The organism is Bradyrhizobium sp. BRP19, from assembly GCF_020194195.1.
GTDB classification, from domain to species: Bacteria; Pseudomonadota; Alphaproteobacteria; order Rhizobiales; family Xanthobacteraceae; genus Bradyrhizobium; species Bradyrhizobium yuanmingense.
In genome coordinates this window covers 1-18,978 of sequence record NZ_JADYVZ010000033.1, presented here as the reverse complement: position 1 = coordinate 18,978, position 18,978 = coordinate 1, and the positions used below count along the sequence as shown (strand labels likewise).

The following is an 18,978-nucleotide window of genomic DNA, read 5'->3' as shown; positions in this document are numbered from 1 at the left end:
GCCGTCGCCTATGATTTCCTGCCTCATGCCGCTAAGACAAAGCCTCCAAGTTCAAGCTTGATTCCGCCGTGGTAGCTACAGTGTGGTGAGCGGATCTTCGCAAACTATCTGCAAGCTCCGCGTACAACTTCTCCGCATTGTAGCTTTCGTGGACGGTTTTGCTTGCTGCTCGGCCAAGTGATTGGCGATCGCGCCAGGCATCTAGGATAGCAGCGGATAGACCTCTGACGTCACCGACGGGAAACAGCACTCCATTAACTCCGTGCGTGACCAATTGCTCAAACGCCCGTATGCGGCTCAGAACCACCGCCGCACCACAAGCCATTGCCTCCAGTACAGCAAGTGCCACCGCCTCGTTCGCCGAGGGCATCACGTATACGCCGCACCGGCACAGCAACGCGCGCACCTCGGACCGGTCGACAAATCCATGAAATCGCACCCGATGCGACAAGCCGAGTTTGGCCACGAGCCCCCGCATCAGGTCCTTGTCGGGCCCCGTGCCAACGATATCCAGCGTCCATTCCTCTGGCAGGTTGGCGAGCGCGCGAATTAGGTCGGTCGTGCGTTTTTGCCTGTTGGTCAAACGCGTGATCGTCAGGATTGTCTTGGAACGGCTCGCGGCCGCGTCTGGAAAGAACTCCGATACGTCGCAGCCGTTCGGCTGGAGACGGGATCGACCGCCATATCGACTAACGATGCGACACTCCTGCTCGGTTTGACCATAGAGCAACGCCGCCCTGCAAAAGCTATCGCGTTTGAACAGCTTCACGACACGATCCGATAGGCCACCATGATCTGCACCTACGATTGGCAGATCAATTCGACCTGCGAGGTGATCGAACCTGCCGCTCCAATATTCCTGAACGTACAGCAGATCAATTTTGTCCGCTGCCAGCGCTTTCCGAAGCGGCCGCATAAATGCAATCGTGTTCAGCCGTTCCTCAGCATATAGGGACCAGCGCGAACGGCGCGACGCGCGCTTGACCCACACCTGTTCGATCAGCTGGTACCAGTTCTCGAGCGGCAGAAATCGAACGTCGATCCCAACATCGGTAGCGAATTTTCCTGACTCCCGCAGCGAGGGGATATAGAGCATCGGCCTAATCCCGTTTCGGCTCAAACCGCGAGCATAGTACCACGCCCAGTCGTTTCGATAGCGCTCGAGATAACTGGCGCGCGTCTGACCCTGCACCCACCCAAAAAACCCTTCGAAGGAACTGCAGCTGAGCAGCATCGCGACATTGATGCGCTTTGCTTCAGCCGCGGGCTCTAACGATGACATGTGTTCGGCATTCTTGCTCGTGCTGAAAACTCTTTCATTCAAAGCTCAGTCCGGGTTTGGTCAGCCATTCGTTTTCTCGACCAACGTCACCTGAACGGGGCTTGCACCAAAGCGCCGGTCAAGATTCGTGCCACGCCGAGTGGTCATGCGCTCCGAATGGACATACCAACCGTCCCACTGCGAGAACTCCGCGAAGACTCGCTTGTATCCGTGCGTCGCAAGAAGCGCCTGAATCGCAGCTTCCGTTTGCCGATTCTGCTCCACGCTGAGTAAATCGATGCTGTAGCGGGAGAAATCGAAGCTCTTTAGAATGTCGTACTCGCTCCCCTCGGTATCGATCGACATGTAGTCAATCCTGCGAGGGGCATTGCAGTCCGCCAGAAGCTGGTTCAGCGAAACCGTCTCAACTTCGATCTCTTGGCCGGCAGAACGCACAGCTGCAAAGTGGTCACCCGAAGCGAACTCGGCTACCCCGCTGAGCTCCGGATCCACTTCGTTCGTTACCAGGAAACGCACCTTCTTGCCTGAGCTAGAGCTGATGCACCGACGATCCTTGCGCGAAGTCCGGTTCTGTGCGAGCGCGTCGTGCCAGATTGGATTCGGCTCAGCTAGAATTCCTTGCCAGCCGTATTCCTTTTCCAACAGCCAGGTGTTGCTATTCGTAACGCCGTTGGTTGCACCAAACTCAACAAAGAATCCGCCCTGCTTCTCTCCGAGCTCGTAGCTGACCCACAGGTCTTGAAGTATTTGCGATCGCGATCGATCGCGATTCAGAAAGCAATAGGCCAAGAAGCGGATCTCGTCCATCCGACCAAAACGTTCCACTTCAGGGCGCCGCAAGCGGATGCCATTGAAGATCATCCTGCGCAACGACGCGCTTTGTGCGGCCCTGGAGGCAACAGAAGCGAGCGCGGAAATCCCATGCTTAGTAAGCGATCGCATCATTATTCTCTAAATACCCCTCGCTGGAACGGTCAGCTGAGATCGTGAGAATTCGGCTGGTAATTCGCCGGTCCATATAATTCTTAAATATGAACGCCCCTCAGAGTTGGCACGCAAAATGCTACAAGCAATTTATTGATCTGAGCAACATCTAATTGCGGAGCCCGCCTAGCACAAATCAATTTGCGACCGTTACGCGTGTTTTGCGTCATTCGGTGCGTTGGAGTTTGGTAATTTATGAAATCACATAGGCTAGCCGAGCGCGTCAGAGCCGCCGATGGAATCGATCTGATATCCGTCGACGTCTTTGATACGCTTCTGCTGCGAACCGTGCGCTCCGCTCGCTCACGTATTGTGCAAGGTGAGCATTTATTCAGCAACCTTCTTCGGGCGCGCGGTTGGCAAATCGAACCTGTTCTGCTGGCGAGAGCCAGACAAGAAGCCGAGCGAATTGCCTTCCGAGCGCTCGCCGTGCGCGGTTCCGGTGAAGTCCGACTGCCCGACGTGATCCATCGGCAACTTCGCTTGCTGGGTCTTCCGGATTCCTTGAGCGTTGCGCGATTGGCAATTGAACTCGACATCGAGAAGACCTCGCTCGTTGCAAACCGGACTTTGGCCGGATTTCTGCGCGCACGCCGAGCGGCGGGCAGCCGCGTTGTCGCCGTCAGCGACACCATGCTGTCGTCTGCTGACCTCGATGGACTAATCTCGCATTTTCATGGGCACGATATTGTTGATCAGATCTACAGCAGCGCCGATCAGAGATGCACCAAGCGTGACGGTGCCCTGTTTGCCCTGGTCGCCGAAGCAGAAGGGGTGTCCTTAGGACGAATTCTGCACATCGGCGATGATCCGCATGCCGACGTCCGTCGCGCCTCGGCACATGGATTAACTGTCATTCATACACCCCGGCCGGTCTGGTTCAGCTATTTGCGCAAGGCGAATGGCGGTTTGGTTGCTGCTCGGGCCGCATTGTCGCGACCAAAGCGCGGCAAATGCTCGGCAGCGGAGCCACCCGAAAATGCGTACGCGTTTGGACGTGTTGTCCTTGGGCCCATCGTCACTCAGTTTTGTTTGCTGATTTGGCTATACGCCGCCGAAGTGAACGCATGCGACAAGGCGACCTTGCTGTTTTGCGCCCGGGGCGGTGTTGGAATAAGGGAAGTCTTCGAACGAGTCATCGCTCGGCTTTCGCTGCCGCTCGGCATGCCACGGCAGAACTTCATGGTCTCACGCCTCGTTGCGGCGCGCGCTGCGGTGTTGGTTCGCAGCGCTTCCGCGCTCGAGGAGATTGCCCGTGAGTTTCGCGGCCGCTCGTTTCTGGATGTAGCTCGTGCCCTTGGTGGAGGACGCTACGAGCTGTCAGAGGAATGGAAGCAGCCATTTCGTGCAGACGTATTCTTGACCATGTTGTTCGACGATCGCGCGAAGGCGGTTTTGTCTGACATCCGCGTGCAGAACGCGTTATTCGAGCGGCACTTTGCCAAACTCCGAGGCGATGCTCGCCGAATTCTGCTGTGCGATACCGGTCTCTACGGAAGCACGCAGCGGCTATTGGCCAGTGCCTTTCCGGCGCTACAAATTGAAACCATTCAGTTTGCCCGATCAAACTATAAGGGACACAGCGAAGAACATTTCAAGCAGGTTTTCGGTCTCTTGGTTGAGCGCAATCGCTATAGTCCGCTCGACGTCCGTTCCTCAGTCCTGCGGTATTGGCATCTGATTGAGAGCCTGTTCGAGCCAAGGATCCCCTCGGTCACTTCTTTTGTCGACGAGGGAGAGGATGTCGCGGCCAATTGCGGCGACATCCGGTTTGGGATCAGCGATTCCAGCCTCGGAAACGAATTGCTGTCCGGCGCGCTCAGTTACGTAGACAGCCTTCCGATCGACGGCGGGGCAGCGGCATTACGCGATGCCGATGCCGCCTGGGTTCGGCTCAAGCGGGCCATTACGCGGCCTACCGCCGGCGAATTGCGATGCCTCGAAGTGCCGGGCCGATCCGTCGACTTTGGCAGACCCGATGTGCTGCAGGCATTGCGCGCCGAGCAACCCCAGCCGGTGTTGAGCAGGCTGGCATCGCTGCGATTTGAACTCTGGCGTGAGGGCGCAATAGCTCGGCAATTCCCCATTCTTAAGCACGCTCTGCTACCGATGCTTGATTCCATACATTCTATCAGGGGCATGATGGCTCGCCAGCATTGAAAATGCCGATGCCGAATCCAGCAGCACTTCACGTGCCATCTCCGGTCAGCCGCGCTGGCTCCGCGACTCCGGCTATGACGTGTCGCAGCGTACTCGAGTCAAACCCCGGCGATGCGCCATGTCGCTAGAACCGATCGGGATTTTGACCATCCTACTCGGGTTGCTCTGCCTGCCGCTCGGTTATCGCGCCACTTTCGGCGTGCTGATGGGCACTGCCCTGTTTGGCGCGGCCGCCGCCATCCTCGTCGGCGGCGCAAACATTCAACCGGCACACCTGTTCTTAAGTTTTGCCATGGCGGCAGTGCTTGCTCGGCGCCACGAGGCTGCCGCTGCGATGCGAGCCATGAGCTTCGGCCAACCCGGATTCTGGCTGTTGTGCTTGGTTATCTTTGGCGTCGGCTCTGCTGTCCTGATGCCGCGCTTACTGGCTGGCGCAACGCAGATCGTTCCTCTTGGCGCGTCGGAATACGCCGACACCGGCTCAACCGTCCCGCTTGGGCCCGTTTCCAGCAATTTTACTCAGTCCGTCTACATGGCAGCGGATCTTGCCTGCTTCGGGATCACGGCCGCGATCGCAACGACTCATGCCGGCTTTCGCGCCGTTGTCGCCGCAGTACTCGGCTATTGCGCCGGAAACGTCCTGCTCGCCATGCTGGACATCGGAACGTATGCGACGGGCACCCAAAGTCTCCTCGATTTCATGCGGAACGCCCGGTACACAATGCACGCCGATGATCAGGTTAACGGTGTAAAGCGGATCGTCGGTTCCTTTCCCGAAGCTTCCGCATTCGCGCGCGCCACTCTCGGAGCGTTCGCGTTCACCGGCACCCTCTTTCTGAGCGGCAGCATGCCAATGCTCACCGGCCCGATGGCGCTTGCATCGCTGGCGCTGGTCGTTCTGTCAACCTCCTCGACAGGATTTGCTGGGGCTCCACTGGTCGGCTTGATCCTCTACGCCGGCCTTCTGCGGCGATCGGGCTTTCAACCGAACCGTCCGCTCAGTTCCGCGGCCGTGCTATGCACGCCGATCCTCTTGGTCATCGTGATCTTGGGCGTGCTCCTCGACGAGCGAGCCAGCGAAACGGCGCGTAGCTATGTCGATACGTTGATTCTCAACAAATCCTCTTCGACCTCGGCCGTCGAGCGCAGCCAGTGGAACGCGGCTGCCCTGCAGAACTTCTTTGACTCCTTTGGTTTCGGCGTTGGGCTCGGAACTATCCGCACATCGAGTTTTCCGATCGCACTGCTTGCCAACGTTGGTATTCCGGGAACTGCCTTCTACCTCCTTTTCGCGGCAACAGCCCTGTTCGCACCATTGAATGGTCCGCGTACTTATGAGACCGACGCTCGCCTAGCCGCGCGCAATGCATGTTTTGCTCTCATCATCGGCGACACGTTGGCGGCTCCATCCGTGGAGCAAGGTCTGCTGTTCTACGCCCTCGCCGCGCTGGCTTGCGCTTCACCGCGGGATCACCTCGAAGGAGTGTTGCTCACGCCGTCCGAACCCTCGGGAGCCAAAGCATGAATGCATCCAGCAGTTTTGCGGTCAATGGCCGCTATCTGACTCAGCCCACTAGCGGCGTGCAGCGCTACGCCCAGTGCGTCACGGCGGCAATGAACCAGGCACTCGTCGGGTCTGGCGCAATCGTTCCGATCATTGCCCCCAAGGCCGCTCCCGATCCTCGGCTTGAGGCTATGCCGCTTATCCCGGCGGGGCATCTCGGCGGACACCTCTGGGAGCAATTGGTTCTTCCCGGGCGGTGGCCCGGACCGTTGCTCAATCTTGGCAACACAGCGCCGGCCGTCAAACCGGATCAGGTCGTGTGTATCCACGACGCCAACGTGTTCGACGCACCGGAGAGCTATCGACCAGCGTTTCGCGCGATCTATCGCACCCTGCAACCGCTGTTGGCGAAGCGCGCTGCAAGGATCACCACCGTTTCAGCCTATTCGGCCCGACAACTTGCCCGGCACCTGCCGCTACGCGACGGGGACATTGCCGTGCTTCCAAATGGACACGAGCACGCCTTGGCCTGGGACCCCAGCCTTGCGCGCAAGGATTGCCAGGTTGCGGCCGGCACCCGGTTCGTGCTGGCGCTCGGATCGCGCGCTCCGCATAAGAACCTGCAGCTGGTTAGCACCATCGCGCCGGAACTCGCCGCAATGAACATCGGCGTGATCGTCGCCGGTGGCGGCGCGGACATATTTTCGCCTGAACGTCTAACGGACGCTCGCGGCCTGACCTTGCTCGGCCGCGTCACGGATGACGATCTCGCCTATCTTATGGATCGTGCCTTGTGCTTGATCTTTCCATCATGGACAGAAGGCTTTGGGCTTCCGATCATCGAAGCCATGGCGCGTTGTTGTCCCGTCATTGCCTCGGATCGCGCCAGCATGAGCGAAGTATGTGGCGATGCCGCTTTGCTCGCTCCCCCCGACAATCCACAACGATGGGTGCAGTGCATTCGGCAACTATCGACATCCGGCGATCAGCGCGATGAACTGGTCGGGCGTGGCCGCGAGCGCATTAAGATGTTCTCCTGGGCACGCACTGCGGCTGGATATGTCGAGCTGATGCGAGAGCCTACATCGGGTCTGAGAGCGCGTGAGACCACCGTTGGACGCATGCCCAGAGTGGCAGTGGCAATCGCGACACGAGGACGACCCGAAACGGTGACGGCAACCCTGACTCACTTGCTGCAGGCCCAAACCCTCAAGCCGGACGCCGTCATCGTGTCTTGCGTCAACCGTGAAGATGCGGGCAATGCCGCCAAGCTGCCCGGCGTTCGGCTTGTCACCGGCCCCGGCGGCTTGCCGGCTCAGCGAAATACCGCGTTGGCCGCGCTCAGTAATGAGGCCGACGTGATCGTGTTCTTTGACGATGATTTTCTGGCGGATCCCGATTGGCTGGCCGCGGCTGCGCAAACGTTTCGAGACGAACCAGAGGTCGTCGGCTTCACTGGTTATCTTTATGCTGACGGCATCCTCGGACCGGGTCTCAGCTTTGATGAAGCGCTGCGCATCTTGACGGAAGGCACGCTGTCGCCCGAAGCACCGCGCATCGAACCATTCAGCCCGTACGGCTGCAACATGGCTTTCCGCATGTCTGCGATCGGCAACATCACCTTTGATGAGCGGCTCGTGCTCTATGGGTGGCAGGAAGACCGGGATTTTGGCGCAGCGCTCGCAAAGCGAGGCGGCCGGCTGATCAAATCCCCCCGCGCCCGAGGCGTGCATATGGGACTGAAGGCGGGCCGTGTTGCCGGAGATCGCCTGGGCTATTCCCAAGTCGTCAATCCAATCTACCTGCTGCGCAAAGGCACGATGACGCCTCGGCAGGCAACCATGCAGATCTTTCGGAACGTCGCCATCAACCTGGCGCGCGCCGCCAGACCTGAACCTTTCATCGACCGGCGGGGCCGGCTTCGCGGTAACGTGCTCGGTTTCGCCGACGTTCTGAGGGGCCGTCTTGAACCCGAACGCGCAGCGACCCTCATACCGAGCGACAAGAGCTCGGGCCCGCGACCAGTATCTCCAAGCACAGGCACTCGCGATGACGCCACTGCCTCATGAAGCCGCGCAAGCCGGCACTCTTTCCGCATCGGCGACCAGGCAATGCCTCGTCGCAACGTGCAGGCATTGAGTCGTGCTTGCCCGCAAAACCCTGTTGGGCGCCGCTTGGACTGTGTCGTCCAGGCTAACAGCCCGGGCTATCGATTTCGTCACGCTTCTGGTCCTCGCACGCATCCTGACGCCCGCTGATTTCGGCCTCACCGCCCTCGCCGCTACCGTAACGATCATCGCGGACATGGTGCTCGAGGTACCAACGCTGCAGGCTCTGACGCGCTTGCCAAGCGTAACGAAGTCACACTTGGACACTGCCTTCACCTTGAGCGCTCTCAGAGGCATCGCCTTGACATTGGTGCTTTTGCTGGTGGCGTGGCCGTTTGCTCAGATTTACCAGGATTCCCGCTTGGCCAGCTTGATCATCGTGAGCGCCATCGGACCCTTGGCTCGCAGCCTGTATAGCCCTGGAATGGTCGAGCACACCCGCAGCCTGGCTTTCAGGCCAGTCTTTGTTGCCGAAATCTTTGGCAAACTTGCCGCAGCAATCATTGCAGCGACAGCAGTCAAACTTGGCGCTGGGTACTGGGCCATCGTCGCCAGCGGCATCGCAGCGTCCTTGGCCGCCACATCGATGTCGTACCTGTTGGCCCCTTACAGACCAAACCTCTCGCTGTCGAAGTTTCGGGAGTTCTCGGCTTTTCTGGGTTGGCTGAGCGGCGCTCAGATCATCATCGCGCTGAGCTGGCAGTTTGATCGAATCCTACTCGGCTATTCCTCGAGCAAGGCCACATTGGGTCAATACACCATCGCGAGCGATCTATCGGTGATGCCAACCCAGAGCCTGATCGGCCCGGCGATGCAGCCTCTCATGGCCGCACTGTCGCAGATCAACCAGAACCAGGACCGGCTCCGTCATGCCTATTCGAAGGCGTCCCGGCTCACGATGTCACTTGCCGCGCCGGCTTGCATCGGAATGTCGTTGACCGCGGACTTGATCGCCGAGGTCTTGCTGGGGCCCCAGTGGGGCGAGGCTGGACTCTACTTGCGGTGGCTCGCATTGTCGACCGTCCTCAGCGCGTTCTATCAGCCCCTGCATTCGTTGGCGCTGGCCACCAATCGAACCCATCTGGTGTTTCGCCTCACCCTGGTCGAGCTGTGCGCCAAAATCGTTCTGATGTGTTTTGGCTTCTACTTCTATTCGATTGCAGGCGTGGTCGCGGCACGAGCCGCGGTCTCGTTCATCATGTTCGTTCTCTCCTTGATGGGAGCCCGGCAACTGGTCGGAACCAGCGTCGCGTCGGAGGCGGCCAATCTATGGCCAATCGCCGCCGCATCTGCGGTGATGACCCTTCTGGTGATGGGCCTGCGATACAAGCTGCCTGAGCTCCATCTGGCTGCCTTTTTTGAACTGGGAGTGATCTCTCTGTTCGGCGCCAGTGTGTATGTCGGCGCGCTGTATGGCTTTGGTGTTCGTGTCAGCAGCCGCGCAGGAGCGGTGTGATGGTCGAAGTGCACGATGCAGGATCAAGGAGAGCGAGATGACCGAGAAGGGGCATGCAACAAAACGCTCGACCTGGGCAGCCACGTCGGTCGTGCTCACGGTCGGGATTTCACTCAGTTCTGCGATCGCAGCTGAGCAGCCTGCATCCTGTGAACTTCATCCCGTCTTGCTTGAAGACTTCAACGACCTCAGTGTCTCAGCGACCCGCCTGGGCGCTGCCCGTTGGACCGCACACACCCCTTGGTCGGGCGATTTCGGCGACGCTGCATTTGCCAATCCGGGACCGCGGGGGCCATTCAAGGTGGAAGACGGAGTTCTCACCATCACCGCTTCGAAGGATCGGAACGGCAAGTGGACGTCGGGTCTTCTGGCTGCGGCCGATGCTTCCGGCGCCGGGACCGGAACCCGGTACGGCTATTTCGAAGCACGTATGAAGATGCCGCCCGGTCCGGGAACGTGGCCCGCATTCTGGCTTGCCGCTCTGAAGCCCGCCACGGTGACGGAAGGAAACGTCGAACTTGATGTCATCGAATATTATGGGCAGTTCACATCCGCTTATCAGGCCGCCACGCACATCTGGTACAAGCAACAACCGCAGAAGACCCGGGGCGAGGGGCAGAAGGTCACGGTACCGAACGATGCGCTCGTGCAAGACTTCCACACTTTCGGCGTAGATATCTCGCCCCAGGCCGTTGTGTTCTTCTTCGACAGAACCCCGGTCTGGAGCCAACCAACCCCACCTGAACTCGACGGTCCACTCTACCCTCTTGTGAACCTTGCCCTCGGCGGTGGTTGGCCGATCGATCAGACACCCAATCCTTCCACGCTGTTGGTCGACTATGTCCACGTGTACGGGCGCGGGCCTGGTCCGGCCGAAGGCTGTCCGCCTGCCCCTGAAGTCCTACCACGCTGAAGCATAGATGTCCGCTCGATTCCACTGCGCAATCACAGCACATCTTCGATCCATTCGCGAAAGATTGACTGCATGAAAGTCGCGATCATTCACTATTGGCTTGTGGGGATGCGCGGGGGCGAGAAAGTCCTCGAAGCTCTTTGCGAGATGTATCCCGAGGCGGACATCTATACGCACGTCTATGTTCCAGAAATGGTCTCCGAAAATATTCGCAAACACCGCGTTGTTTCGACCTTTATCAATCGGCTACCGCGTGCTCCACGCATGTACAAGACCTATCTCCCGCTCATGCCGCTCGCTCTGGAGCAGCTAGATTTGCGCGACTATGATCTGATTCTCAGCAGCGAATCCGGACCGGCAAAAGGCGTCATTGCTCCTCCTCACGCCCTCCACGTCTGCTATTGCCACACACCCATGCGCTACATCTGGAATATGTTTCACGACTACCGAGCCAGCGCCGGTTCGCTCGCGCGGCTGGCCATGCCCTCGCTTGCGCACTATCTAAGACTGTGGGATGTCGCTTCCGCCGCACGGGTCGATAGCTTCGTTGCCAATTCCGCAACCGTCGCCGGCCGTATCCGCCGCTACTACGGCCTCGACGCCAACGTGATTCATCCTCCAGTGGATACTGCAGCATTCTCGCCGTGCCCCTCCTCCGAACTCGGCGACTACTATCTGATGGCCGGCGAACTCGTGTCCTACAAGCGGCCCGACCTTGCGGTGCGCGCGTTTAACGAATTGAAACTGAAGCTGGTAGTCATCGGCGGCGGCGAGATGTTATCCGAGATTCGCCGCCTCGCCGGCCCGACCGTTTCCGTGCTCGGACCGCAGCCGTTCGAGGCACTCAAGCACCATTACGCGCGCTGTCGCGCGCTCATCTTCCCGGGAGAAGAAGACTTCGGCATGGTCCCGGTAGAGGCCATGGCGAGCGGACGTCCGGTGATCGCTTTCGGGCGGGGGGGCGCTACCGAAACAGTCGCAAACGACCTGACTGGTCTCTTCTTCGACGAGCAGACCATTGATGCCATCAGCAATAGCATTGCCCGATTCGAGCGGATGACCTTTGAGCCCGAGGCTATCGTTGCTCACGCCCAGCAGTTTGGCCGCGAGCCATTCATCCGCAAAATGCGTTCGCATATCGATTCCCTTTTCGCCCAACGCGCCAGATCGGAGACAGCAAAGCAAGGAAGCGCTCGGCATGATCTCAACCCTCAATTGACTGTTTCTTGAGCACAGCCTGCATGGCATTTGGGCTCTGTAACATCAATTTAATGGGCGATACTGCTTTTTGTTTAAATGCCAGTTCTTGTTTGTGCGAGCAGATGCGAGCCGCTCCTTTTGGACTGTACGCGTTCATAAAACGAGTTGAGTTGAGGGCGTGGAATGAACATCGCCGGCGAATTTCGGCCCTATGCGACGGCGACAGAAGCCGCCCCTGATCAGGCAAGATCTCTGCTTCTGCTACGCGACTTCTTACGTCGCGAATGGCGTCTTATTGCCTTCATGACGGCCGCCTCGTTGGCGCTTGGCTCGCTCTACGTCGGGATGGCGCCTCGCAAGTTCACGGCGCAGGCTGACATGTTCGTTGATACCAAGGGAATCACTTCGCCACGAAGTGAGAATTCCCAGGAACATCAAGGCGTAGACGACGCTGTTGTGGAGAGTGAGATCGAGACCACTAGGTCAGAAAAGGTCGGCAAAGCGGTCATAAACAAGTTGCGTCTCACGGATGATCCAGAGTTCGTCGCCTCGGGCAATGCAATCACAAGCCGCTTGGCCCGATGGTTGCGGCTAACGAAACCGTCCGAAGAAAGGCCTTCGTCTGCCGAGCTGGAGCGACGCGCGCTTGGCGTTCTCAAGGACAATCTGCGCGTCACCCGTTTGGGCCGCAGCTACGTCGAGCAGATCGCCTATACCTCGCTTGACCCGGACAAGGCTGCACGGATCGCCAATGCTTTCGCCGATGCCTATATCGAATACCGGCTGCAGGCAAAGTACGAGGCTACCCGACGCGCCAGCGTTTGGCTGGAACAGCGGATCAGCGAACTCCGCCAGCAGGCCAGCAATGCCTACAAAGCCGTGCAGGACTTCAAGGCCGAAAACGGCATTATCATTGGCGTCGAAGGCAAATTGGCGAGCGAGGTTGAGCTCGATCAGCTCGGCGTAGCACTGGCCAAAGCTCGCGCCGACACCAGCCAAGCTCGCGCCAAGCTCGAGCGTATACAACGCATTCTCGAACAACGACCTGAGAAGGAGAACTTCACGATCCCAGATCCGGTTGTCACCGATGCGCTTAACAGTCCGGTGATTACCAAGCTACGTCAGAAATACCTGGAGAACCAAAACAAGCAAGCCGAATGGAGCGCGCGCTATGGGGCCGAGCATGAGGCCGCCAGGAATCTGCGATCCGAAATGGCAGCGCTGCAACGGTCGATGTGGGATGAAATCTCTCGTATCGCGGAGAGCTATAAGAGCGAACTCCAGATTGCGAAGTCGCAGGAAGAGGCGATCGATACGCGAATGATCGAGATCTTCCAGCAATCCGGGGCAACGCGGCAAGCTCAGGTTCACCTGCGGGAGCTGGAAACGGGTGCAAACACCTATCGTGGCATCTACGAGGCTTTCCTGTCTCGATTCACCCAGTCGGTGCAACAGCAGTCGTTTCCGTCGACCGAGGCCCGCGTGGTGACGGAAGCGTCGGCACCTACAAAGCCAAGCTCGCCCAAGCTCGCCATCGCCTTGGCTTTCGCAGCGATGTGCGGGCTCGGCCTGGGCACGCTCGCAGCAATAGCCCGAGAGCAATTCATGTACCGAAGGGTCCACACACGTGACCAGCTCGAGAAGCTGTTGAGCACGCCCTGCCTGGCCGCTTTCCCAGCTGTTTCAAAGCTGCGGACGCGATGGCGCGGCGGTCACGCCAGCGCCTTCCAGCAGATCAACAAAGCCGCTCCTTTTTCGGCTACGGCCGAGGCGTTGCGTTACATCAAGGTCGCTATCGACCTGCATCCGGCGAAGCCAAAAGTGATCGGCATCACGTCGGCGCTTCCCGGTGAAGGGAAGTCAACCGCCACCGCGGCGCTTGCCGCATTTCTTGCGAGAAGCGGAGCCCGCACGCTTCTGATTGATTCGGATTTGCGTAAGCCGGCCTTATCCAAAATGCTTGGCTACGAGCGCCGGTTGGGGCTGCAACGGATGGTAGTCGATCGGTTGCGTCTCAAAGACGTGATCATCAACGACCTCAATTTCAACTTCGATGTCGTCCCGTCGCCATCTGGGGCACCGCCCTCGAACAGCTCGGATGTGCTTTGTGCGCCACCGGTCAGGCTGGGACTGGAGCGAGCTCGCGAGGACTACGACTACATCATTTGCGATTTGCCGCCGATCTTGCCGATAGCTGACGTCAGAGCGGTCGCAAGCCTGTTTGACGCCTTTGTGATGGTGGTCGAATGGGGCACGTCCACCAACGAGGTCCTCAAGGCAATCCAGTCATCGCCGCTTGTTTCGGAGCGATTGCTTGGCACCGTACTCAACAAAACCGACGAAGCGTTTATGCGTCGCTTTGAGGGTTATTCTGATCGGCGCTATTCCTATTATCAAAACTGAAGGAAGGTAACGGCGCTGCTACCGCCTTTTTCAAATCGCAAGTCATCACGAGCCCAATTGATACAACGCTGAAAAAATCCGCTGCCTTTGCCGAAACTTTAAACTTGTATTAATTTTGCACCGCGTCAGAATTTAATGTGCTCGCATTGGGGGCGATGGGACCGCAAGAAAAGAGGGGACGAGTTCGAAGGCTTTTTAGGTTTTGTTTTATGGAGTTCCCGCAATGGCCAATGTGGTCGATACACGCGGCGAGTTGCCTTTCATTTCCGCAAAGAGACGTTCTCCCGCCCACGTAGCACCGCGTCCCGTGGGTACAGTCGTAAAGAGATCGGTTGATCTCGTATTGGCGGCTTTTGGCATTCTGCTGCTTTCTCCTTTGCTGTTGCTCTGTTGCTCGGCGTTGATTTTGTTCTCGCCAGGACCGGTGCTGTTTCGTCATAGACGGGTTGGCTATAATGGTCAGACCTTCGACTGTCTGAAGTTCCGTACCATGGCCCCTGACGCAGCGGAGCGGCTGCAACGGTTGTTGGAGTCGGATCCTGCGGCCGCCGCCGAGTGGAAGGCCACTCGCAAGTTACGCGCAGACCCTCGCGTCACGCTGTTGGGCGCAGCGCTGCGTCGCTCCAGCCTCGACGAATTGCCTCAGTTGTTCAATGTCATTCGCGGTGACATGAGCATCGTCGGACCTCGGCCGGTCACCGAAGAAGAACTGGCGCGGTACGCGTACAAGGTCGACGCCTACCTCGCCTGCCGTCCTGGAATTACCGGCCTTTGGCAAGTGAGCGGTCGCAGCACAACCACTTACCGCCGGCGCGTTGCCTGCGATGCATTCTACGCGCGCAATTGGTCCATGGTACTCGACACCAAGATCATGCTGGCTACCATCCCGGCTCTATTCGAGGATGCAGCATATTAAAAGTCGACTCGCCGTCCCGACCGGACATCTCTGAAGACAGGAGGCCTGGTACCTCTGCGAGCACAGAAAACCATTTGAACCGAAGATTTGATCACCGCTCGATTGGGATCCGACTTTAGGCCGTTGCGACACTCTCGAGTTGCGAGATCGATCGAACCATTGAGGGATGATGATGAGAGCGAGCTCGACCCAGGCCACAGCTTTCGAATCCGTTTGCTCGAACTGCGCGACCCTGGCGGTTACGTTTCAGTGTGCTGACGGAGCCCTCGATGACACGCCAGTTTTTTGCACGAACTGCGGTCGCTTGCGCGGCCTCATTGGCGCGGTCAGGAAGATGGCGCATGAGCCCGCCGCCCGCACCCCCACCCTGCTCGACCGCCACTGAGTGACGCCCAATTTCCGCTTCGAAGGCTCCTTTGTTGCCCGAGCACCCGTTGACCGCGTCTTCAACAGGCCCTGTACAAAGTGTTGCAACCTACCTGATGAAGTCGAGGGCGCGCTCGCATCTGATCTACACCAGGTTTGACCGAGGCTGATCCGAACGAAGCGCCGCTTCGGCTTTTAAGGTGGAGTCGCGAGCGGTCGGTTGATAGTCAAATCTGCCTTGCCGTCCAATCGATTCGACGCCTAACTTGCGCAGTGCAGCCACCGTGCTTGCCGCGTGTTCGTCGGCCTGCTCGGTGTAGATCGGGTAGGCATTGTCAAGCATATGCGCGCCCTCAAGCCGAAGGTCGCCCAAAAACAGTCTGTTGTCGCAGGTGTGAGTTCTAAAGTTGCTATCTGCCGTACTAATGTCGTGCGCCACGTGCTCAGCATTGACTTCGACGGAGAAGAATTCTCGGCCGTGGCACCTGCCGTAGAAATCGGAATGAATCGTGAGGCGCTTCCACGCCCCTTCGCTTGAAAAATTATACAGGATCGGTTGCTTGAAGCCTCTCTCACCGGAAAAGCTATAGAACAACGTCAGCAACGTCACAGTTTTCAGCTCTCGACGCGTTTGCAGTCCGCAGAGATCTTGGATGCGTGCTAGGGGAATGGTCGAGACCAGGCGACGGCCGACGATCGCACGGTCGTTCGCCAGGACAATCGAAAACTCGCCGTTCTGCCTTTGAACGCGAGCTATCTTGGTCCCCAGCACAAAGCCCGCGCCTTGACCTTCGAGCCGCTCCATTGCCTTGCGATACAGGAATCCGAAGCCCTCCCGCGGTCGAACGAGTTGTTGATTAGGAGCCTCATTGGGGGCACGACGAAAGGCCCGCCCAACAAGGTTTCGCAGCGTCGCATGCTCCTTAATCCAAAGCATCCTTTTCTCTGCAAACTTGACGTCGACCTGATCGGCAGGAAATCCGTAGAATCGGCTCAAATAATAGCCGAGCCCTGTGCGCTCCAGTAACCGCCTTCCAATCCAAAAGGTTGCAAAGTCCTTGGCACTTCGGATCCTTCGGCGGAAGGTTCGGGCAAAGATGATCGAGCTCACCATCCAAAGCCATTCCAACGGACCGGCTGAAAGCAGATCGTCCTTAATGGATAGCGGATAGTGACTTACTACGCCTTGCGGAGTGAGACGCCCCCACGACGGGTAGATTTGAATATAGAGCGGTAACAACTCGGGAAAGTGCGCCAATAACGGCGAATCGTCCTGAAAGATGTAGCTGCCGACATCGAAGGTGTAGTCGCCGACCTTGCAATCAATGTGGTTTCCACCGCTCCAGGCGTACTCGTCGACGACAAGGACGTTCCTCGCGCCGTCGCGCAGCAAGATCGATGTCGCCACAAGGCCGCTGATTCCAGCGCCCAACACCACTGCATCGTACCGCGCCTCGTCAAGGCTGTTCGTCATCAGCGATCATCCAGTGACCCGGCATGTATTGGATTATTGAAGCGCATTTCTGGAAGCGCGACCAGCAAATAAGATGCTTCGCGACCAGAAGCTCCTGGTGCTGCCTGCTCGGCGCAAGCGCACCTCACTCGGTTTTCGAGACAAAGACTCTCAGAGAAGCTTGGTTTAGGTTTGTGCAGCGAGTGCCTAAACTGTGACGCGCACTTTTAGGTGGCCCGGCGGCGATGGCAGGCTCCGAAGCTACAGAGACCCGAGCTTTTGCTTTGCAAGAACCAATGTAATGGGGGAAATCGTAGTACCTGCCCAGACCGATCGCCAGCAGAATGCAAATTGGTACTAGTGCAAAGAGGTAACAAGAGGCTGCTTCCTAATGAGTTGCCTTTAGCAGACCGACCGTCGTCATAAGGATTGGAACGTGAACGATGTAGAGTGCATACGAAAGGCGGCCTAGCACACTAAGAAGACGCTGCTTTTGTTGGAGATGGCAAGCGACGGACAGATACAACAGGAGTGGAAAGATAAGGACGATCGAAACAGCATCGAACACAGAGCTTCGGATCGGAAGGCAAAGGATGGTCGCGAGCAGAAGGATCATTGGCCAAAGTAGAAGTGCGGGCAGGACAGGTTTGGGGCGGTAATGCCAAACCAGAACGCCGGTAAAGAAGCCGAACAGGGTGCGAACAGCACCTCCGAAAAAAGTAGTCCACGTAGCCCCGAGATCGGCGGTACCGTATTTGAGGATCGTTAGGGCAAGGAGTCCACCAGTGACGGCGGTGATCACCCAGGCGCACTTCCTATCTACCAGCAATATCAGCGCCGCCCAAAGTACATTGACGGCGATTTCAAATGACAACAACACATCGGGGTGTTGGTGGGGAATGTCGTGTCTGTGGGAGCCTGACTTACCCAAGGCTTAGGCAGCAAAGCCGCGTTGAAGGCCGTCCCGCCGAGGATGTCAAAGAGTGCGTATTGCGAATGTTTCTGAAGCGCCAATCGGAGTAAGAAATACCCTGTTCCCAACAAGAGCCCCAACAAAACTAAGCGGTAATAACCTCTTCATGCGAATTTGCAGGAACTTGGCGACTGTTAGCCTGCGAGACTGAAGACGCATCGCATACGAGTGCGAAGGCACGAACCCGCTAAGCATGAAGAAGAAATCCACCGCCAGATAGCCATGAGGTGCCAACTGCGGCGCACCGACGATTGAAAGATGAAAAAACAGGACGCCAATGGCGACGAAGCCGCGAAGCGCGTCTAGCACTTCAAACCTCTCTTCTGTCAATCAACACCTAAATAATTCTGACTGACTATGCGCGCCCGTGATCAATTAACGGCATTAAGCGATTAAATCGACGCAGTGTGAGACCCGACGTCGGCGTCAAGAAAGCATCTTCAACTCGGATAGTATGCATCCGGTCCCCGAAGAGGCCACGCGATATAGTAGGCGCTCAATGCACAAAATTGAACCATCTCCTCGGCGGTAGCCCAGACACCACGCCACCACCCGTAACAAGCAGCCTTCCTTCTTGCTCGGACCGAACAACGACTGCGCGTCGAAAACGAATTTCCGTCGGCATCTGGCGGAGCAACGTGACCGGGTACTAAGACACCGGCTCCTAAACACCTATCGTCAGAAGGTAGCAGGAACCTCGCTCCACCGCATCGGCGTGGCGGCATCGTGCATGACTTGCAAGCTACTGCCGAATCTTACGCTGCTCAGAACGCGCAGCCGGCAGTGGGAAGCGCAATTGCTGAAGCACAGCTGTTCAATGGCCCAAACTCGTCCGCCGGATTCTAAGCGGATCCACAACGATGGACGAGAGAAAATCACCGCCTTTTAGGGCAGCCCCAGAACTGAGTGTGTGTTTCAGCACGACCAGCGGTTAGTTGAGGTAGCTTGGCCGTTCACCAGCAGCAATCCTTCGTTGAACTCCTCAAGACCTTTGATAGTCGTCTTCAATCCGGATGATGTCGTCTTCCCCCAGATAGCTTCCAGTCTGGACCTCGATCAGCTCCAGCTGGATCTTGCCGGGGTTCTCCATCCGGTGGACGGCGCCCATCGGGATGTAGATCGACTCGTTCTCGTGCACCGTCTTCACGGTCTCGTTGACGGTGACCTGCGCCGTGCCGCGGACCACGATCCAGTGCTCGGCACGATGATGGTGCTTTTGCAGCGACAGCCGCCCGCCCGGCTTCACCACGATGCGCTTGA

Annotated in this window: 14 protein-coding genes; 8 read left to right on the top strand and 6 right to left on the bottom strand. The window is 58.0% G+C overall.

The annotated features are described in order from the left end of the window. Positions 1-31: 31 nt before the first annotated feature. Positions 32-1,282 carry a glycosyltransferase family 4 protein gene (locus I6F36_RS37305; protein WP_225173181.1) on the bottom strand — a complete coding sequence of 417 codons (1,251 nt, stop codon included), beginning with the start codon at positions 1,280-1,282 and terminating at the stop codon, positions 32-34. A 60-nt stretch (positions 1,283-1,342) separates the two neighbouring features. Further along, the gene (locus I6F36_RS37300; RefSeq protein WP_345944203.1) at positions 1,343-2,227 is read right to left on the bottom strand and encodes an FkbM family methyltransferase; all 885 of its coding nucleotides are present in this window, start codon (positions 2,225-2,227) and stop codon (positions 1,343-1,345) included. 234 nt (positions 2,228-2,461) lie between these two features. Between I6F36_RS37300 and I6F36_RS37295 the strand changes: the two genes are divergently transcribed. From I6F36_RS37295 to I6F36_RS37260, 8 genes are all read left to right on the top strand, one after another. Further along, positions 2,462-4,426 (top strand): hydrolase, encoded by a 1,965-nt coding sequence (locus I6F36_RS37295; RefSeq protein WP_225173180.1) that lies wholly within the window; start codon positions 2,462-2,464, stop codon positions 4,424-4,426. Positions 4,427-4,544: 118 nt separating this feature from the next. After that, on the top strand, positions 4,545-5,951 hold the full coding sequence (locus I6F36_RS37290; protein WP_225173179.1) for a hypothetical protein: 1,407 nt from the start codon (positions 4,545-4,547) through the stop codon (positions 5,949-5,951). Further along, positions 5,948-7,999: a glycosyltransferase gene (locus I6F36_RS37285; RefSeq protein WP_225173178.1), complete on the top strand. Its 2,052-nt coding sequence runs from the start codon at positions 5,948-5,950 to the stop codon at positions 7,997-7,999. The genes I6F36_RS37290 and I6F36_RS37285 overlap by 4 nt, the downstream gene beginning before the upstream one ends. Before the next feature lie 73 nt (positions 8,000-8,072). Then, positions 8,073-9,494, top strand: coding sequence for a lipopolysaccharide biosynthesis protein (locus I6F36_RS37280; protein ID WP_225173177.1), 1,422 nt, complete (start codon positions 8,073-8,075; stop codon positions 9,492-9,494). A gap of 37 nt (positions 9,495-9,531) precedes the next feature. Continuing rightward, complete coding sequence (locus I6F36_RS37275; protein ID WP_225128182.1) at positions 9,532-10,407, top strand: glycoside hydrolase family 16 protein; 876 nt, start codon at positions 9,532-9,534, stop codon at positions 10,405-10,407. Positions 10,408-10,479: 72 nt separating this feature from the next. Beyond that, complete coding sequence (locus tag I6F36_RS37270) at positions 10,480-11,637, top strand: glycosyltransferase (protein WP_225173176.1); 1,158 nt, start codon at positions 10,480-10,482, stop codon at positions 11,635-11,637. Between the two features lie 153 nt (positions 11,638-11,790). Continuing rightward, positions 11,791-14,010 (top strand): AAA family ATPase, encoded by a 2,220-nt coding sequence (locus I6F36_RS37265; RefSeq protein WP_225173175.1) that lies wholly within the window; start codon positions 11,791-11,793, stop codon positions 14,008-14,010. A gap of 223 nt (positions 14,011-14,233) precedes the next feature. After that, the gene (locus I6F36_RS37260; RefSeq protein WP_225173174.1) at positions 14,234-14,926 is read left to right on the top strand and encodes a sugar transferase; all 693 of its coding nucleotides are present in this window, start codon (positions 14,234-14,236) and stop codon (positions 14,924-14,926) included. Positions 14,927-15,437: 511 nt separating this feature from the next. On the opposite strand, the gene I6F36_RS37255 is transcribed toward I6F36_RS37260, so the two are convergent. The 4 genes from I6F36_RS37255 to I6F36_RS37240 form a co-directional block, all read right to left on the bottom strand. Beyond that, positions 15,438-16,766 carry an NAD(P)-binding protein gene (locus tag I6F36_RS37255; RefSeq protein ID WP_225173173.1) on the bottom strand — a complete coding sequence of 443 codons (1,329 nt, stop codon included), beginning with the start codon at positions 16,764-16,766 and terminating at the stop codon, positions 15,438-15,440. 367 nt (positions 16,767-17,133) lie between these two features. Then, complete coding sequence (locus tag I6F36_RS37250; protein WP_225173172.1) at positions 17,134-17,619, bottom strand: acyltransferase family protein; 486 nt, start codon at positions 17,617-17,619, stop codon at positions 17,134-17,136. Between the two features lie 102 nt (positions 17,620-17,721). Further along, positions 17,722-18,027, bottom strand: coding sequence for an acyltransferase family protein (locus tag I6F36_RS37245; RefSeq protein ID WP_225173171.1), 306 nt, complete (start codon positions 18,025-18,027; stop codon positions 17,722-17,724). Positions 18,028-18,700: 673 nt separating this feature from the next. Continuing rightward, the coding region (locus tag I6F36_RS37240) for a cupin domain-containing protein (RefSeq protein ID WP_225173006.1) at positions 18,701-18,978 on the bottom strand (278 nt) is incomplete at its 5' end.

Coding starts and splice junctions, on each gene's coding strand:
- I6F36_RS37305 (WP_225173181.1), bottom strand. CDS start 1,282: ATGTCATCGTTAGAGCCCGCGGCTGAAGCAAAGCGCATCAATGTCGCG.
- I6F36_RS37300 (WP_345944203.1), bottom strand. CDS start 2,227: ATGATGCGATCGCTTACTAAGCATGGGATTTCCGCGCTCGCTTCTGTT.
- I6F36_RS37295 (WP_225173180.1), top strand. CDS start 2,462: ATGAAATCACATAGGCTAGCCGAGCGCGTCAGAGCCGCCGATGGAATC.
- I6F36_RS37290 (WP_225173179.1), top strand. CDS start 4,545: ATGTCGCTAGAACCGATCGGGATTTTGACCATCCTACTCGGGTTGCTC.
- I6F36_RS37285 (WP_225173178.1), top strand. CDS start 5,948: ATGAATGCATCCAGCAGTTTTGCGGTCAATGGCCGCTATCTGACTCAG.
- I6F36_RS37275 (WP_225128182.1), top strand. CDS start 9,532: ATGACCGAGAAGGGGCATGCAACAAAACGCTCGACCTGGGCAGCCACG.
- I6F36_RS37270 (WP_225173176.1), top strand. CDS start 10,480: ATGAAAGTCGCGATCATTCACTATTGGCTTGTGGGGATGCGCGGGGGC.
- I6F36_RS37265 (WP_225173175.1), top strand. CDS start 11,791: ATGAACATCGCCGGCGAATTTCGGCCCTATGCGACGGCGACAGAAGCC.
- I6F36_RS37260 (WP_225173174.1), top strand. CDS start 14,234: ATGGCCAATGTGGTCGATACACGCGGCGAGTTGCCTTTCATTTCCGCA.
- I6F36_RS37255 (WP_225173173.1), bottom strand. CDS start 16,766: ATGACGAACAGCCTTGACGAGGCGCGGTACGATGCAGTGGTGTTGGGC.